18 protein-coding genes are annotated in these 13,859 nt (G+C 41.4%); 10 read left to right on the top strand and 8 right to left on the bottom strand.

What is annotated here, in order from left to right; genetic code table 11:
• Positions 1 to 52: 52 nt before the first annotated feature.
• The 3 genes from CXF86_RS00515 to CXF86_RS00505 form a co-directional block, all read right to left on the bottom strand.
• Positions 53 to 1,018, bottom strand: a complete 966-nt coding sequence (locus tag CXF86_RS00515; protein ID WP_102038077.1) for a LysR family transcriptional regulator — start codon at positions 1,016 to 1,018, stop codon at positions 53 to 55.
• A 188-nt stretch (positions 1,019 to 1,206) separates the two neighbouring features.
• Positions 1,207 to 1,908 (bottom strand): pseudouridine synthase, encoded by a 702-nt coding sequence (locus CXF86_RS00510; protein WP_101091788.1) that lies wholly within the window; start codon positions 1,906 to 1,908, stop codon positions 1,207 to 1,209.
• A 9-nt stretch (positions 1,909 to 1,917) separates the two neighbouring features.
• Positions 1,918 to 2,541: a helix-turn-helix transcriptional regulator gene (locus tag CXF86_RS00505; RefSeq protein ID WP_101091787.1), complete on the bottom strand. Its 624-nt coding sequence runs from the start codon at positions 2,539 to 2,541 to the stop codon at positions 1,918 to 1,920.
• Between the two features lie 173 nt (positions 2,542 to 2,714).
• On the opposite strand from CXF86_RS00505, the gene CXF86_RS00500 reads away from it, so the two are divergent.
• Positions 2,715 to 3,323, top strand: coding sequence for an NAD(P)H-dependent oxidoreductase (locus CXF86_RS00500; protein ID WP_101091786.1), 609 nt, complete (start codon positions 2,715 to 2,717; stop codon positions 3,321 to 3,323).
• A gap of 36 nt (positions 3,324 to 3,359) precedes the next feature.
• A complete protein-coding gene (locus CXF86_RS00495) occupies positions 3,360 to 3,776 on the top strand; it encodes a VOC family protein (protein WP_101091785.1) in 417 nt (138 codons plus the stop codon).
• A gap of 106 nt (positions 3,777 to 3,882) precedes the next feature.
• Here the strand turns inward: CXF86_RS00495 and CXF86_RS00490 are convergent, their stop codons facing one another.
• The gene (locus CXF86_RS00490) at positions 3,883 to 4,635 is read right to left on the bottom strand and encodes an SDR family oxidoreductase (RefSeq protein WP_102038076.1); all 753 of its coding nucleotides are present in this window, start codon (positions 4,633 to 4,635) and stop codon (positions 3,883 to 3,885) included.
• A gap of 108 nt (positions 4,636 to 4,743) precedes the next feature.
• Positions 4,744 to 4,989 carry a hypothetical protein gene (locus tag CXF86_RS00485; RefSeq protein ID WP_101091783.1) on the bottom strand — a complete coding sequence of 82 codons (246 nt, stop codon included), beginning with the start codon at positions 4,987 to 4,989 and terminating at the stop codon, positions 4,744 to 4,746.
• 380 nt (positions 4,990 to 5,369) lie between these two features.
• Between CXF86_RS00485 and CXF86_RS00480 the strand changes: the two genes are divergently transcribed.
• Positions 5,370 to 6,254 (top strand): universal stress protein, encoded by an 885-nt coding sequence (locus CXF86_RS00480; RefSeq protein WP_101091782.1) that lies wholly within the window; start codon positions 5,370 to 5,372, stop codon positions 6,252 to 6,254.
• A 64-nt stretch (positions 6,255 to 6,318) separates the two neighbouring features.
• On the opposite strand, the gene CXF86_RS00475 is transcribed toward CXF86_RS00480, so the two are convergent.
• A complete protein-coding gene (locus tag CXF86_RS00475) occupies positions 6,319 to 6,660 on the bottom strand; it encodes a TehB family protein (protein WP_102038194.1) in 342 nt (113 codons plus the stop codon).
• Positions 6,661 to 6,806: 146 nt separating this feature from the next.
• Here CXF86_RS00475 and CXF86_RS00470 point away from each other — a divergent pair, with 146 nt between their 5' ends.
• The 5 genes from CXF86_RS00470 (at position 6,807) to CXF86_RS00450 (ending at position 11,020) form a co-directional block, all read left to right on the top strand.
• Positions 6,807 to 7,286 carry a YcxB family protein gene (locus CXF86_RS00470; protein ID WP_101091781.1) on the top strand — a complete coding sequence of 160 codons (480 nt, stop codon included), beginning with the start codon at positions 6,807 to 6,809 and terminating at the stop codon, positions 7,284 to 7,286.
• A gap of 445 nt (positions 7,287 to 7,731) precedes the next feature.
• Complete coding sequence (locus tag CXF86_RS00465; RefSeq protein WP_101091780.1) at positions 7,732 to 8,610, top strand: MipA/OmpV family protein; 879 nt, start codon at positions 7,732 to 7,734, stop codon at positions 8,608 to 8,610.
• 5 nt (positions 8,611 to 8,615) lie between these two features.
• Positions 8,616 to 9,029: a DUF3019 domain-containing protein gene (locus CXF86_RS00460; RefSeq protein WP_308303103.1), complete on the top strand. Its 414-nt coding sequence runs from the start codon at positions 8,616 to 8,618 to the stop codon at positions 9,027 to 9,029.
• Complete coding sequence (locus CXF86_RS00455) at positions 9,029 to 9,742, top strand: response regulator (protein ID WP_101091779.1); 714 nt, start codon at positions 9,029 to 9,031, stop codon at positions 9,740 to 9,742. Before CXF86_RS00460 ends, CXF86_RS00455 begins: the two co-directional genes overlap by 1 nt.
• Before the next feature lie 18 nt (positions 9,743 to 9,760).
• Positions 9,761 to 11,020 carry a sensor histidine kinase gene (locus CXF86_RS00450; protein WP_101091778.1) on the top strand — a complete coding sequence of 420 codons (1,260 nt, stop codon included), beginning with the start codon at positions 9,761 to 9,763 and terminating at the stop codon, positions 11,018 to 11,020.
• 41 nt (positions 11,021 to 11,061) lie between these two features.
• Here the strand turns inward: CXF86_RS00450 and CXF86_RS00445 are convergent, their stop codons facing one another.
• Positions 11,062 to 11,367: a DUF1289 domain-containing protein gene (locus tag CXF86_RS00445; RefSeq protein WP_101091777.1), complete on the bottom strand. Its 306-nt coding sequence runs from the start codon at positions 11,365 to 11,367 to the stop codon at positions 11,062 to 11,064.
• 198 nt (positions 11,368 to 11,565) lie between these two features.
• On the opposite strand from CXF86_RS00445, the gene CXF86_RS00440 reads away from it, so the two are divergent.
• Positions 11,566 to 12,120 carry a DUF4136 domain-containing protein gene (locus tag CXF86_RS00440; RefSeq protein WP_102038075.1) on the top strand — a complete coding sequence of 185 codons (555 nt, stop codon included), beginning with the start codon at positions 11,566 to 11,568 and terminating at the stop codon, positions 12,118 to 12,120.
• A 65-nt stretch (positions 12,121 to 12,185) separates the two neighbouring features.
• Here the strand turns inward: CXF86_RS00440 and fkpA are convergent, their stop codons facing one another.
• Positions 12,186 to 12,956 (bottom strand): FKBP-type peptidyl-prolyl cis-trans isomerase, encoded by a 771-nt coding sequence (gene fkpA / locus CXF86_RS00435; RefSeq protein ID WP_101091775.1) that lies wholly within the window; start codon positions 12,954 to 12,956, stop codon positions 12,186 to 12,188.
• 442 nt (positions 12,957 to 13,398) lie between these two features.
• Between fkpA and CXF86_RS00430 the strand changes: the two genes are divergently transcribed.
• Complete coding sequence (locus CXF86_RS00430) at positions 13,399 to 13,611, top strand: SlyX family protein (protein WP_101091774.1); 213 nt, start codon at positions 13,399 to 13,401, stop codon at positions 13,609 to 13,611.
• Positions 13,612 to 13,859 lie beyond the last annotated feature (248 nt).

Raw genomic sequence — 13,859 nt, 5'->3', positions numbered from 1 at the left:
CAATTACTGAAATTGGTAATACCAGTAATTGAAATTAGAGGCGGGAAATAAATTAATTAGATTGGAGTAAACCCTGTACCAACTCAACGACCAATGTTCTTCTCTCTTGCGTATACCTTCTATTTTTAAGTTCTTTTTCAATAAGATAGTATTTTGGAGATAACATATCGCCATGCAACAGCGCGACTTGTTCACGAGGTAAAGCTTCGGTTCTTAAAGACGGAATGTGATTACACTCATCAGCTTCTACCGCAGGCAGGAAAGCTAAGCTTCCCATCGTCATCAAATGACAAAACCATGCCTCACGACTCGTGACTTTTTCAACACTTTCAAGCTCTATTTGCGCATTACGACAATACATTTCCAGCGGATCAATCTTGTCATTAAACCCTTTACTTTCTAGGTATAAAAATGGATGGATCGCAATATGTTCTAAGGTAATATTTGGAATGTTTTGCCAGATAGGGTGTTGTTCTTTAGCGGCTAAATAAACACTTTCAAGTGTGCCTAATAATTCGTATTCAAGTTCAGTGGTGTGCGAAATATCAAATCCAATACCAAAATCAAGCTCGCCATTATGAATAGATTCAGCAGAATTGGCTTCCCAACTTTGCAGGCGGATCTTACCAATAACCTCTTGCTGGTCATGACTGCTAATGGCTATCGCTAAACTCCTCATAATGCCTTGGGTAACAGCAATGTTTAGCGTTGAAGTAAGTTTTGATTCAGTTTCGTCAAATGCGACCTGTTCAATATGCGTCACAGCATGATAAAAATCACAAATAGGATCATATAACAGTTCAGCCAAGGGCGTAGGTTTTAGCCCCTGCAGTCTACGGTAGAATAGTTCGTCATTGAACGTTGTGCGTAACAACGTAAGGCAACGGCTAATTTTTGGAGCAGACACTTGTAACTCAATTGCCGTCGAGTTCGCATGGCCATTCTCGTAAAGAGTCTTAAACACGATAAGACAAAAAACATCTAATTCAGACAACTTTTTCAGTGATTCATTAAGCATTATTTTTAGTCATTATTTGAATACTTAGCTATAGATATAGCATACTCTTGCATCTCAAATAGTGATCATTGCTAATAGCTGCAACATAATAATCAAATATAGGGTACACATCATACCGATCCGCAACAATGTGACGGTGGAATTTCGATAGCGACTGAATAACATACTATCAAAAAGCGCTATTGAGGCTATTCAGATACTTCTTCTGCGGTTAATAATCGGCTCTGTCCTGGCACTAAATTGGAATCGAGTACAATGTTGCCCACGGATATTCGATGTAGACCCACTACGGGGTTACGAAAACGGCCAAACATACGCTTTATTTGGTGATAACGCCCCTCCATCAGACTCACTAATGCAGTATATTCATCAATAATTTCAAGCTTAGCTGGCAAGGTAGTAATATCTTCAAATTCAAAGTACATTCCCGCTGCAAACGCGTTAATGTAGGACACATCAAGTGGGTTCTCTAGTGTCACCCGATACAGTTTGGCCACTTTATGCTCTGGTGACATTAACCGCTTTGACCAGCGACCATCGTTAGTTAATAGCAGTAATCCTGATGTATTGAGATCTAAACGGCCGACAATATGCAGACTATGTTTATCTTTTTGAGTCAGTAGATCGATCACCGTTTTATGCTTATCGTCAACAGTGGCACTGACCACCCCTATCGGTTTATGCAGCATCACATAGCTTGGTGTGTTGGCTTGTAATACTTCGCCCTCTAGACAAACATGAGAAAATTCATCGATGATTTGATCAATATCTCGTGCGACTTTACCATCAACTTCAACTAATCCTTTAGCCAGTAGTAGTCGAACATGTTTGCGATTAATGGAGGTTTTTACACTAATAAATCGATCTAGGCGTGCTCGTTTAGATTCCACCTTTCCCCCCTACCCGTCAACCGGGACAATCTTATAAGCGCAGCGACGTGCCCCCTCAATAATATGCTCTTCACGGCTAACACTGGCGTCATCTTTTAGCAGCGACTGAAACAGTTGCAGTTCTGAACGGCAAAAATTGAGGCATGAGGCAGCTGCTGCACATATTGGACAGTGATTTTCAAGCAGCCAATAAACATCATCACTCACTTCAACGCTGGCCATATAACCCTCTTCCGTTCGCAATCTAGCCAGTACGGCTAACTTGGCGGATAGATCTGTCGCGTCAGTTAATGCCGCTTGATATAGCGTAAAAGACGCCTCTTCACGATGGGCGATGAGCTGCTCTAAACCTTGATCACCAAAAATAGTTTTCACTGAATCAATTAATTGCACCGTGAGCTCTTCATGGCGATCTGAAAAGTGGCTGTTGCTTTTAGGCGTCAGGGACCAGTAACGAGTCGGTCTGCCACGAGTCGCTTTTCTATCTGCAAAAATCACATCGCTACTGTGTTCTAGACTTTGTAGATGTTGACGCACGCCCATAGTGGTCAATTCAAGTTCTGTTGCGATGACTTTGGCTGTCAGCTCGCCTTGGGTCTTTAACATCTGCAATATTTTGTCACTGGTTTTCATATATACCCATTCTACTTGAAGGTGCTCGTTTCAGAGGCGGTATTCTGTATACACCTCTATAACGCTTAAGGCACATTATTACTGAATCCATACTTAAGTAAACTTTTATCTTTACTTTATTATGTAAAGATATTACTTTACATAAAAATTAATAAACAAAAAGGTTTACTTAAATGGAATTAGTGATTGTTAGCGGCAGCCAACGTAAGGACTCGCAAAGTGCAAAAGTTGCCCAATACTTAATGCAACAAATGCTACCGACGCATAATGTAAAACACATTGAGCTTTGTCAGTATCAGTTGCCATTTTGGGACGGTGAGCCCGAGAGCAAAAATGTTGACGGTAGTCGCTGGCCTTTTATCTCTCAACAAATTAAACGCGCAGATGCACTTGTTTTAATAACACCAGAATGGGGCGGTATGGCCTCACCGCTCATTAAGAATTTCTTGTTGATGTGTGATAAGCAAGAGACAGCCCATAAACCGGCGTTATTAGTGTCGGTGGTGAGTGGCATTAGCGGTGCATACCCGATTGCGGAGTTGAGGATGAATGCATTAAAGAACAATAAACTAGTGGCGACACCTGACCATCTGATTATTCGTCAGGTTGAAGAGGTGCTCAACCAAGAAGAGCCCATGAGCGAGCGCGATCAGCACTTACGTGAGCGTATCAATTACTGCTTACACATGTTGCTGCAATACAGTGAAGCATTAACAACAATTCGTGTTAACCATGAAGCCATGCCCTACCCTAAACAACAGGAGTACAGTTATGGCATGTAAAAACTTAATCACTAAACAGGCTGCAAGGAGCAAATTATGATGCATTTAGAACACTTAAATTTGGTGGTAAAAGACATCCCGACCACTCTGGCTTTTTACCAAGCTATTTTTCCCCATTGGAAGACACGTGGCGGTGGGGTGAGTCAGTGGCATGGGGTTGATCGCAACTGGATCCATTTTGGCGATGATTATCAATATCTGACGTTTAATGATGATGGTGTCGACAATAATCGCGATCTGAGTGGCCATCAAGTCGGCTTGGCTCATTTTGCTTTTGTCGTCGATGATATAGACGCTGTAATAACGCGCCTAGCGGCGATAGGCCATCCTGTCGATAAAGCGGGTGCAGAGGACCCTTATCGACGCAATGTATACTACATTGACCCAGACGGTTACGAGGTTGAGTTTGTTCAATACCTTAGCGATATTCCCAGTGAACGTAACCGTTATTGATCGTTATAATGATTAACCGTTATAACCGTGAATCATCGCACTGGCGAGTCACATTAGTGCTGCAAATTTAGTGGTACGTCTTTAATGATGACTTGCGTGAACGTGATCAACTCATTTTTCTGACCCACGAATCGGGTACTACTCGCAGTGCCCAATGCAACAGTGCCCAAGGCCATGTAGGGACAAAACTATTGGCTTTTTCAGCCTCTATCGCTTTGACCATTGCACGGCACCCAACGTCAGTATCGACGATAAAGGGGACCTTTTCGACCTGGTCGTTAATTTCACTTCGAATAAAACCAGGATGAATACAACTCACACTAATTGGGGTGTTCATCACATCAATGCGGATCCCTTCGGTCAACGAGGTCACAGCCGCCTTTGTGGCCGCATACACTGTCATCGCTCGCCTGAAGCCTCGAACTGCACTAACCGATGATATAGTGACTAAGTGACCCGCATTTTGCTTTCTAAAAATCTGCATCGCAGCTTCTGCTTGTGCCAGTAAACCAATAAAATTAGTCTCTGCCGTTTGCTTGTTAGCTTCAAAATGACCAGTACCGATTGAGGCACCTTTGCCCATACCGGCATTAATAATGATCCGGTCAATGCAGCCCAACTCTTGATTAAATTCATCAAACACATCGAATACTTGTTGATGCTCGGTTACATCTAAAGATTTAATAGAGACACGGATATTAGGATTGAGCACTTCAAGCTCACACTTTAGGGCTTCTAACCTATCGATACGCCGTGCGCACAGCGCTAGATCTCGTCCCATCTTGGCAAACTCTAATGCCATTCCACGACCAAGCCCTGAACTCGCGCCCGTGATAAGGATAGTTTTTCTTATTTTCATATCATCTAGCAACTTTGCAGCAATTTTTAGCTAAGCTACTGTTGAATGGATAAAATGTAAACAGTTGTTTTAACTTTGAATGACTACAGAAATGCCTCAAAATCATCACTAACCCAGCCAAATAGCCAGTATGAAAAACAGCAGGTAGAAAGAGAATCCAATGATAAAGGTTATATTAAATGGGTCTTTCTCTTTGTACTTGCGACGGTGAAAATAGCTAACGGGTGTTAGAGGGTAGCGGGTTTTGCCAAAGCTAAAAATACGGATCAGTAATGCCCCGGTGAGACAAAATACAAATGACAACACATAATCCCACAGCACCCAAAACACCAACTCCATAGCAAATACAAACATAGCCTCTCCTTAGCGAGTTAGCGGCAATACCTTTGCCTTTAGCGAGTAATTAACGATTGCTTTTTTCGTTAACACAGCAGTGAAAATTGGCGTTTATCTCAACGTTCAACTAGGTTAACGAACCGTTAAAAATAAGTCATGTTAAACATTGTTAACAGGAGAAACCGTAGAATTTACGCCAGCTAATTCTTGAAATTATGTGAATTTAGTAATTGCAGTCGTGGTGCTTTTGAAACAAATCAGTTAGTTAATATTGAGTATATTGAATTGCGCTGTATAAACGGACTTTAAGCGCTATTCGTTATGAAGAAAACCGTGTGTTCATGGGGTTTTCGTCTACAGTTGTTCAAAATGGAGTGAAAGAAAACGGAGTACTTCAGATGATCTCTTACCACCATACGTTAGCGCTAATAGACAATCATTCAGCTACGCAATTCGCCCTAAATAAAGCCCTACAGCTCGCCTGTAAAACTAAAGCGAAAGTCACCATATTGAAAGTCGATAGACCCTATAATAACTTTCTCAGCCGCTTAGGTTTGATCCCCAACAATGCGCTGGACCCAATGCTATTTGTCAATAAACTAATGAGTAAATACCAACGTCAGGGAGTCGAAATAGACGTTAAAGTGATCAAGAATGTCAAAGACCATCAGGCTATTCTCAATGAAACAAACGCCAGTGATTATGACTTAGTGGTTATGAATAATCAGCACCACAATACCATTATCAATGAACTTATCCCCAGTTGCGAAGCGCATCTGTTACGCGAAAGCAATTTGCCTATTTTAATTGTTGGCAATAAATGTTGGCAACGACAGGGGCACATTTTAACTGCGCTAGAAACGGCGGGATCGACGATTGCCCATAAAGAACTTAATCAACATTTGTTAGATGATACACAGCAACTAGCAGACTTACTGGAAAATGACATCCACCTGCTTAACTGTTATCAACTGAAAAACTGGAGTATGTCAGTCAATAAAGATCATGGCTTATTTACTGATGAGGAGCAAAGGAGTCATCACTGGGATCACCTAATCGATTCGGCTAAAGAGTATCATTTGCGAGATGATCATCTGCATCTTGAGCAAGGGCTGCCGGACCATATTATTCCCGAAATTGCACATAAGTGTAATGCAAATCTGTTAGTGATTGGCGCAGGTGAACATCATGGCTTTATTAACGACCTAAAAGGACACACTTCATCGGTGATCATTGACCAATTAAAGTGTGACATCCTTGCCATTAAGCCAACGCAGCACTAATTACTCTAACGTATCAGCACAAACACCTACGATTATAAATAACCTGTATTGACGCTTTGATGATCTAGCTGGCGTCTCTTTCACTTTGGTTTTCAATAACGATGTCTGAGCCCGCTTGCGCCCAAAAATCGACCCTAAATTGGGTTTCTTCGGTTAATAACTCTACTTTATGCCAATATTGCGGTGGCGAAATAGCGGTCTGGCCGACCTCAATAACGATCTCTTGTTCCACCTCTGCTCGCCTATCTTTAAAACCATAAAACTTCAGCGTGCCACTTAATACATGAATTTGCCCATACACGCCTGCTTTAGTGTTATGCAGATGCAAAAACATCTTTGGCACAGTGTCTTTATCAAACAATGGTGTTGATTTATAATTTACAAAATCTGTTGGTATCATTGCCATAATCTCTTTTAACCCCTTTATCATTGCCAAACCTTGCTTCAATATAGCTTGATTAAGCCTGAGTTAATCAACTAAATGCAAACTTAAGGGTATAATAGCCAATTAGCGCCTTAAGCATTATCTTCGCATTAAACTAATGAGCCCAAATGAAATCTGAATACAGCTATACCACTCAATATACTTTAGATAAAAGCCACTTTAGCGAGTGCTTTGATGAGTCAGTTGTCATTGATACCTCAATACGCGCTCATAAAAAGGCCATCATCTTTATACTTATTGGCATTGTATTACTGCTGACTGGGATCAATGCTTATGCTTCGTGGTTTTTAATCGTACTCGGCGTATTAGAAGCATTAAACATACGTTACAAAAAACCTTGGTGGCTTATGCGTCAAATGGTCAGTAAAGCGGCCAGCAATGAAGTGACACTAACAATCGACGAACAAGGGATCTCTAATGACTCGTTTTATGTCAAAGGAAGTATTCTTTGGCAAGATGTTGTGTCTATTTCTGAATCAGAACAAGGCTTTTTAATCAAACAAGCTAACACCGTTAATTACTTATCCAAACGTAGCCTAGATGAAGAGGCCATTGCATTTGTCTGCAGTAAGATGAATAACGTTTAAAAGCGATCGTTGAGCCCTAATACCGTTTTGACGATGCTAGGCTGCCACATCGTTCAGCCAAAAATATTAACTACGTCTAGGCAATTGAATAAGCTCTTAAAATTCATGCTAACGTAAGTTGCAGACATCAATAAGCACGTCCCTCCACTAAGAGGTTAACGTTTTTAAATTCAGCTAAAAAATTGAGCTAGGCTCTATGCATGTACCGATAACTGCATTCATAAACCCTTTTTATTCAGTGCTCTAATTAGAATGCGTCAAATTTATCCCATTCTGCGTCAGTCGTTGCAGATTTAGCGGGAGCTCAAATCTGACTAGCCTGTTGATGACTTTATGACCTGTATCACTTTGCAACAAATCCACTCATCCCCATGATGCGATTAACGATTAGTGATACTCTATATTCTCTTTTGTTAATTTTGTAATCATAAGTCGATATCAATCTATGCATTATCTATTGGCGCTAATCCTAAGCATTAGCTTTTTTGCAACTTCTGCGCACGCTAGTAATAACGATGCTTGCAGCAACGACACCGACTGTATTGAAGTTGGTCGTTGGGATATAGGTATTGCACTCGGTTACGGCGTTAAATCAAACCCGCTTAAAGATTTTGATGATATCCCTCTCTATGCCGCACCAACCATTGCCTACTATGGTGACAGTTGGTTTTTTGATAACGGCAGTATTGGTTACACTATTACTGAAGGTGAAAATTATACCGTCAACGTAGTGAGCACGTTTAGTACCGACCGCGCTTTCTTCTATCGCTGGGATCCCTCTAATATTTTCCTTCTCAAAAGTAGCAGTGTTGAGCGAGCGACAACGCCTGCAGGTATCTCAACCATGAGAACCAAGGCAGAGCCAGAGATCGATACTAATGAACTCGAAAATAGAAACTTTACATATCTTGGCGGAGTAGAAGCGTTTCTTTACACTAGAATTGGTATAGTCAAAGCCTCTGTTACACATGATCTTTTTAATGTGCATAATGGAACAGAAGCGCAGTTAAAATGGTTGTATAATATTCCACTTGATAGTTGGAATTTTGAGTTCGCAGCTGTGTTAGACTGGAAAAGCGAACAAGTCGTTGATTATTACTATGGTATTAGACCGAGTGAGAGCCTCTATTGGAGCGAGAAGTACCAAGCGGAGTCAGCTTTGAATCAAAGTATCGAATTCACAGGACAATATGTGTTAACTGAAAATTGGAATATTTTGCTGGTAGCACGTTATACCGACCTTGCCGATGAAATTGTTGATAGCCCTCTGCTCGACAAAGATTATACGACTACCTATTTTGTAGGCGCAGCGTATAGGTTTTAACGCCAGTGTTATCAATAGCAAAAAAATCATGGTTGTGGTTCCTTTTTTACTCGGCGTTCAGTGGCTACGCTGTCGCTGAAGAGCTTGAACCTCTTACTGCCAGTCTGAGCTTATCCCCCACCATTTGTATTACCAGTGAAGATGAAGAAACTTGTAATACTGAAGTTGTACTCACGTGGGAGCTGTTAAAAAATCGCTCAATATGCATCATATCTGACTACAAAGAACTTAAGAAGTGGTGCAATAGTTCACCTGCCGTTAACTCTTTAGCGATCAATGTCAGTGCAGACAAAGATATTCAGTTTGTCATGATAGACAAAGATACCCACGAGACTCTTGCGGGTGTAAAATTAAAAGTTACTCAAGCTTCTTCGCCTCAAGTAAGGCGTCGTTACCGCAACCCATGGAGTTTATTTTAATGACCAACTCTCAATCTACGCATAGAGTCCTACTCGTAGAAGATGACATTCGTCTGGCCAACTTGATCGTAGACTACTTAAAATCGCATGGAATGCACGTTGAAGTGGAGCGTCGCGGGGATACCGTATTAACCCGACTAATCAACTATAAACCTGACATCATTTTGCTGGACATTATGCTACCAGGCATGGACGGTTTAACACTGTGTGAGAAGCTACCTGATTATTTTGCCGGGCCGATCTTATTAATGAGCGCATTGAGCTCAAATGAAGATCAAATTAAAGGCTTAGAGCTAGGGGCTGATGACTACGTAGTTAAGCCTGTCGACCCAGCGTTACTCGTTGCAAGAATTAATAACTTACTACGTCGTCAAGCAAAGCCACCACAAGTTGAGTCTCATTGTCTAAGCTTTGGTAAGTTAAGTATCGATCCTCACACTCAAGCCATTCGTCTGGGTCAAATAGAAGTTGACCTTACTAGCCATGAGTTTGAACTATTATGGTTACTTGCTTCTCAAGCAGGACAAGTCATGAGCCGCCAGTATATTTATCAATATTTACTGAATATCGACTTTGACGGTAAAGATAGAAAAATTGATGTGCGTATTTCGCGCTTGAGAAAGAAACTTGGTGATAATATTGAAACACCTTTCAGAATTAAAACAGTTTGGGGACAGGGATATCTATTCGCACCAGAAGCCTGGAATAACTAATCTTCAAGCTAGTCTAAAATGAAGCGTCTATTTTTAAGCTTATATTTACTGTTAAGCCTTGGCTTTCTCGGTATAGGTTGGACACTCGATAGTTTTTGGAAACAGAATGCCGATCAAGAGGGTGCACTCGATGCACCTTTAATCGCTTTGGCGCAGGTATTAACAAAATTACCCGCGCTGCAGCGACAAGAGATGCTCAACAGCATTAACAGCAATCCTGACTTTCCGTTAGCACTGCTCGATGCCGACCAAGTCGCGTTCTCAGAAGAACAGATGGTACAGAGCCACGCAGTTATCGCTACGCCGTATGATATCAATCATGAACTTCAATTCGTTGCTGTAGGCGAACAAATCTTAATGGCTGGCCCCATTGCACTTGATCCTGATGCTAGCTTGCGTGGCCTTTATAATGTCTTCTTTTATCTCTCATTAGCGTTTGTCACGCTCATTTGGGTGTGGCCACTCTCTAAAGATTTAAAAACACTGCGTAACGCGACAAAAGAGTTTGGCCAAGCAAAGTGGAATACCCGTATCAAACTCGCTAAACGCTCACAAGTGTTGCCATTAGCCACCACCTTTAATGATATGGCGGCGCACATTAGTGCACTCATCGAAAATCAAAAACACCTTTCAAATGCCGTCTCTCATGAGATAAGAACCCCACTAGCTCGGCTCAAATTCGCCCTGGCATTGATCCCACAATATTGTTTGCCAGAGTCTGATGAGCAGCGGCGCCAAGCATTTTTGGATGAGATGTTACTCGATATAAAAGAGATGGAAGACTTGCTGCAAGAACTGTTGACCTATGCCAGTTTAGAGACACAACGAGAAGGACTACAATTTGAACTCTGCGACTTAAACAGCTTAACAAAGCAAACCATTAAACGGTTGCAGTCGCACCACTCAACCCCTATTGAGTTAATTGAGCCTCAACAGATAGTACAACTGAAGGCCGATCCGTCGTTAATTGAACGGGCACTTCAGAACTTAATCACCAACGCTCAACGTTTCGGTGTCGAAAAGATCACTGTCGAAATTAGCCGTAAAGGTAAACAGATATGTCTCAGTGTGACGGATGATGGCGAAGGGATATTAGCGCAGGACCAGCTGAAAATTTTCGAACCCTTTTATCGCAGTGATACCCGTTGTAATGGTAATAAAGGCCATGGTTTAGGCTTGGCAATCATCAAGCGGATCATGGAGCGTCATCAAGGGGATGTATCGCTAAAAAGTCACCCCGGCTTTACCCAATTCACCTTAACTTGGCATCACCCATAATGGAGCTGCTAAAGCGTTTAATAGTGTTAATGGTAACGCGTTTAGTCTAATTTAAAATCACTCACATCGAGTGAGTCTGGCGCTTGATCCTTAAAATCTAAACTCGGATTGACTGTGGCTCTTTCTTCGATAAGTTGCGCCTTCTTTGCTTTTAGTATCGCAAGCTGACGACGGCGTTTACGCTGTTTACACAGCCTGATGACATCAAATTTTTGCACATCAGAAAACTCGAGCCACTTGAAACGTTCGTCTCGATTACGTAAACACCCTTTGCAATATCCCCTCGCATCACTTTGGCAAATACCGATGCATGGGCTGGGGATCTCAAAAAACTCTAACTGCTCCATACTCTAAACATATACTATGTAAGAGGTAATACCAATTTCATTAACTATGCTATCGATTCAAAACAGCAGAAGACAGCATACTTAATGACGTTGAATTAGCGTAACGTTGAGCACGCTCATTGAAGTTATTGTCTTCATATCAGCGAGTGAACCAAAAGAATAATGGGGCTTAACGCCTTAAATTAAAGAGGCTAAATAATGAATACACTAAAACGAACCTTATTAATTTGCTTGCTATCACTACCGCTATTTGCCCTACTCGGGTGCAGTTCCCCTCCAAAGAATGATTACGACCTTGATTACAACTTCTCTCCGCTAAAGACATTTTCACAAGTAGAGCCAGCGCAAACAACCGATCCGCTCAGTGCAGCAAGAATTCAGCAATCTATTGCAGCTGCGCTTATCGCTCAAGGATTTATCCAACAGGATGAAGCTGCTGATTTTTTGGTGACTTATGGTTTTAGAGTCGATGATAAACCCAAAGATTCAGGCTTTTCTATTGGACTCGGTGCAGGCTCATGGGGTAGCTCTAGCGGCGCATCAATCGGCACCAGTGTTGATGTTCCCGTGGGGAGTGATACCGCAAAAATCCAAACCATACAGATTGATGTGTTGGATCCACAAACACAAAAACTCATTTGGCGCGGCAGTGACAAATTTACTTTTGATGATGGCGGCGAAGAAAAGGCGCAAGAGACCAACGCGACTGTCAGCAAAATATTAGCGCTATTTCCACCGCAGAAAAAGCCATAACATCAAATTGAAGATATTAAAAAAGGACGCATAGCGTCCTTTTTTGTTCCCAATATTATTCGGGATTAGTGTGCGTGTGCAGCACTTGCTTCTGCAGCAGGTGCATCCGCTTTTTGGATATCCAACAATTCAACTTCAAATACTAAAGTAGAGTTAGCAGGAATAGTGGCTGTATCGCGATCACCATAAGCTAGTTCTGAAGGGATAACGAACTTAAACTTAGAACCCACAGACATTAGCTGTACGCCTTCAGTCCAACCAGGAATAACACGGTTCAATGGGAACGTTGCAGGCTCGCCACGAGCTACTGAGCTGTCGAACTCAGTACCATCAGTTAATGTACCAACATAATGAACTTTAACAGTGTCAGCAGCAACAGGCTTCTCACCAGTACCTTCGGTTAATACTTCGTACTGTAAGCCAGACTCGGTCGTTACAACACCCTCTTTTGCTTTGTTTGTTTCAAGGTATGCGGTGCTGCTAGCCAAGCTTTTCTCTGCTAATGCTGCCGCTTGTGTTTGGCGCTTTTCATTTAGCTTTTCATCAAGGGTTTGCAATACTGTTTGCATCTCTTCTTGCGTTAGCTTTAGCTCGCTGTTCAAGCCTTCGCTGAAACCAGTCACGACTAGGTCTCTGTCTACAGTTAAACCTAGTTCCTCTTGTTCCTTGATATGGCCAGCCATATAAGTACCAATTGACGCGCCAACGCTGTAGGCTTCTTTTTGCGCATCAGTTTTCAATTCTACCGGCGCAGCAACTGCTTCTTGTGCTTGATTACAAGCACTAAGACCAACAACGGCCAAAGCCACTAGTGAATATTTATAAATAGATTTCATTTAAAGCTTCCTCAGCATCTACACGTGGTTACTATAACCTTTACTTTTATTAAGCGAACCACTTTATACTAGTTAAATAGGTTATTCCAATCTGATTAGATAAAAACGACGTCACCGTGATTTAGCCACTTTTCCAATACAGATTAATATATTACATACATTGCCTGTCATTAGCCTGAACGACTATTGCACTTGTATGAACAAAGATTCACTTAAAAGACAACACAGAATAGAGCAAGTTCAAAGCTGAATGATGACATTGGTTAATAAACCACTTATTAACTTCTTTTTCGCTTACTGTTTACTGACAATCCATCTAACATGTTGGACAAGTTGTTAATACGACTATCCCCAAATATACGGAGCCGTTGTATACTCTGCTTCAACTAACGATAATCAACAGTAAGTGCAATGAGCATTTGCCCATCCATCAGAGGTAAACGTGGATAATATAGAACACAGAATTGAAGAGTTAGAGATGAAATTGGCGTTCCAAGACGGCACCATCGAGGAGCTCAATCAACAACTCATCAAGCTAAATGATGTGGTTGCAATACAGCAGGAGCAGTTACGTTTATTACTCAATAAATTACAATCAGCTGAACCGAGTAATATGGCATCCCAAGCAGACGAAACACCACCGCCACACTTCTAGTGACAAATGGATAACGACAACGACTAGATTAACAGCTTAAATTCTTGCTATATTTAAACGGTAATAGTCGTTATGCATTCATGTTACGTTCAGATTCGATATGTTAAAAGTGCGCTGCTATAAATGAAACTTTGTAAATATATATACATTCTCTTATCAGATTGATTTTATCATTTATACTGCATTTTAGTGCTCGGTCCATTCTCCAGAGCAAACAAGGAAGCCAATGCAAATAGCACACTATATCG

Source organism: Shewanella sp. GutCb, assembly GCF_002836135.1.
Classification (GTDB): Bacteria; Pseudomonadota; Gammaproteobacteria; order Enterobacterales; family Shewanellaceae; genus Shewanella.
The sequence above is the reverse complement of the archived record's forward strand: the minus strand, read 5'-3'. Positions and strand labels throughout refer to the sequence as shown.

Excerpts from the sequence above, each read along its gene's own strand:
- CXF86_RS00450 (WP_101091778.1), top strand. The coding sequence starts at position 9,761 with ATGAAGCGTCTATTTTTAAGCTTATATTTACTGTTAAGCCTTGGCTTT.
- CXF86_RS00490 (WP_102038076.1), bottom strand. The coding sequence starts at position 4,635 with ATGAAAATAAGAAAAACTATCCTTATCACGGGCGCGAGTTCAGGGCTT.
- CXF86_RS00515 (WP_102038077.1), bottom strand. The coding sequence starts at position 1,018 with ATGCTTAATGAATCACTGAAAAAGTTGTCTGAATTAGATGTTTTTTGT.
- fkpA (WP_101091775.1), bottom strand. The coding sequence starts at position 12,956 with ATGAAATCTATTTATAAATATTCACTAGTGGCTTTGGCCGTTGTTGGT.
- CXF86_RS00445 (WP_101091777.1), bottom strand. The coding sequence starts at position 11,367 with ATGGAGCAGTTAGAGTTTTTTGAGATCCCCAGCCCATGCATCGGTATT.
- CXF86_RS00505 (WP_101091787.1), bottom strand. The coding sequence starts at position 2,541 with ATGAAAACCAGTGACAAAATATTGCAGATGTTAAAGACCCAAGGCGAG.
- CXF86_RS00495 (WP_101091785.1), top strand. The coding sequence starts at position 3,360 with ATGATGCATTTAGAACACTTAAATTTGGTGGTAAAAGACATCCCGACC.
- CXF86_RS00465 (WP_101091780.1), top strand. The coding sequence starts at position 7,732 with ATGCATTATCTATTGGCGCTAATCCTAAGCATTAGCTTTTTTGCAACT.
- CXF86_RS00500 (WP_101091786.1), top strand. The coding sequence starts at position 2,715 with ATGGAATTAGTGATTGTTAGCGGCAGCCAACGTAAGGACTCGCAAAGT.
- CXF86_RS00470 (WP_101091781.1), top strand. The coding sequence starts at position 6,807 with ATGAAATCTGAATACAGCTATACCACTCAATATACTTTAGATAAAAGC.
- CXF86_RS00485 (WP_101091783.1), bottom strand. The coding sequence starts at position 4,989 with ATGTTTGTATTTGCTATGGAGTTGGTGTTTTGGGTGCTGTGGGATTAT.
- CXF86_RS00480 (WP_101091782.1), top strand. The coding sequence starts at position 5,370 with ATGATCTCTTACCACCATACGTTAGCGCTAATAGACAATCATTCAGCT.
- CXF86_RS00455 (WP_101091779.1), top strand. The coding sequence starts at position 9,029 with ATGACCAACTCTCAATCTACGCATAGAGTCCTACTCGTAGAAGATGAC.
- CXF86_RS00475 (WP_102038194.1), bottom strand. The coding sequence starts at position 6,660 with ATGGCAATGATACCAACAGATTTTGTAAATTATAAATCAACACCATTG.
- CXF86_RS00440 (WP_102038075.1), top strand. The coding sequence starts at position 11,566 with ATGAATACACTAAAACGAACCTTATTAATTTGCTTGCTATCACTACCG.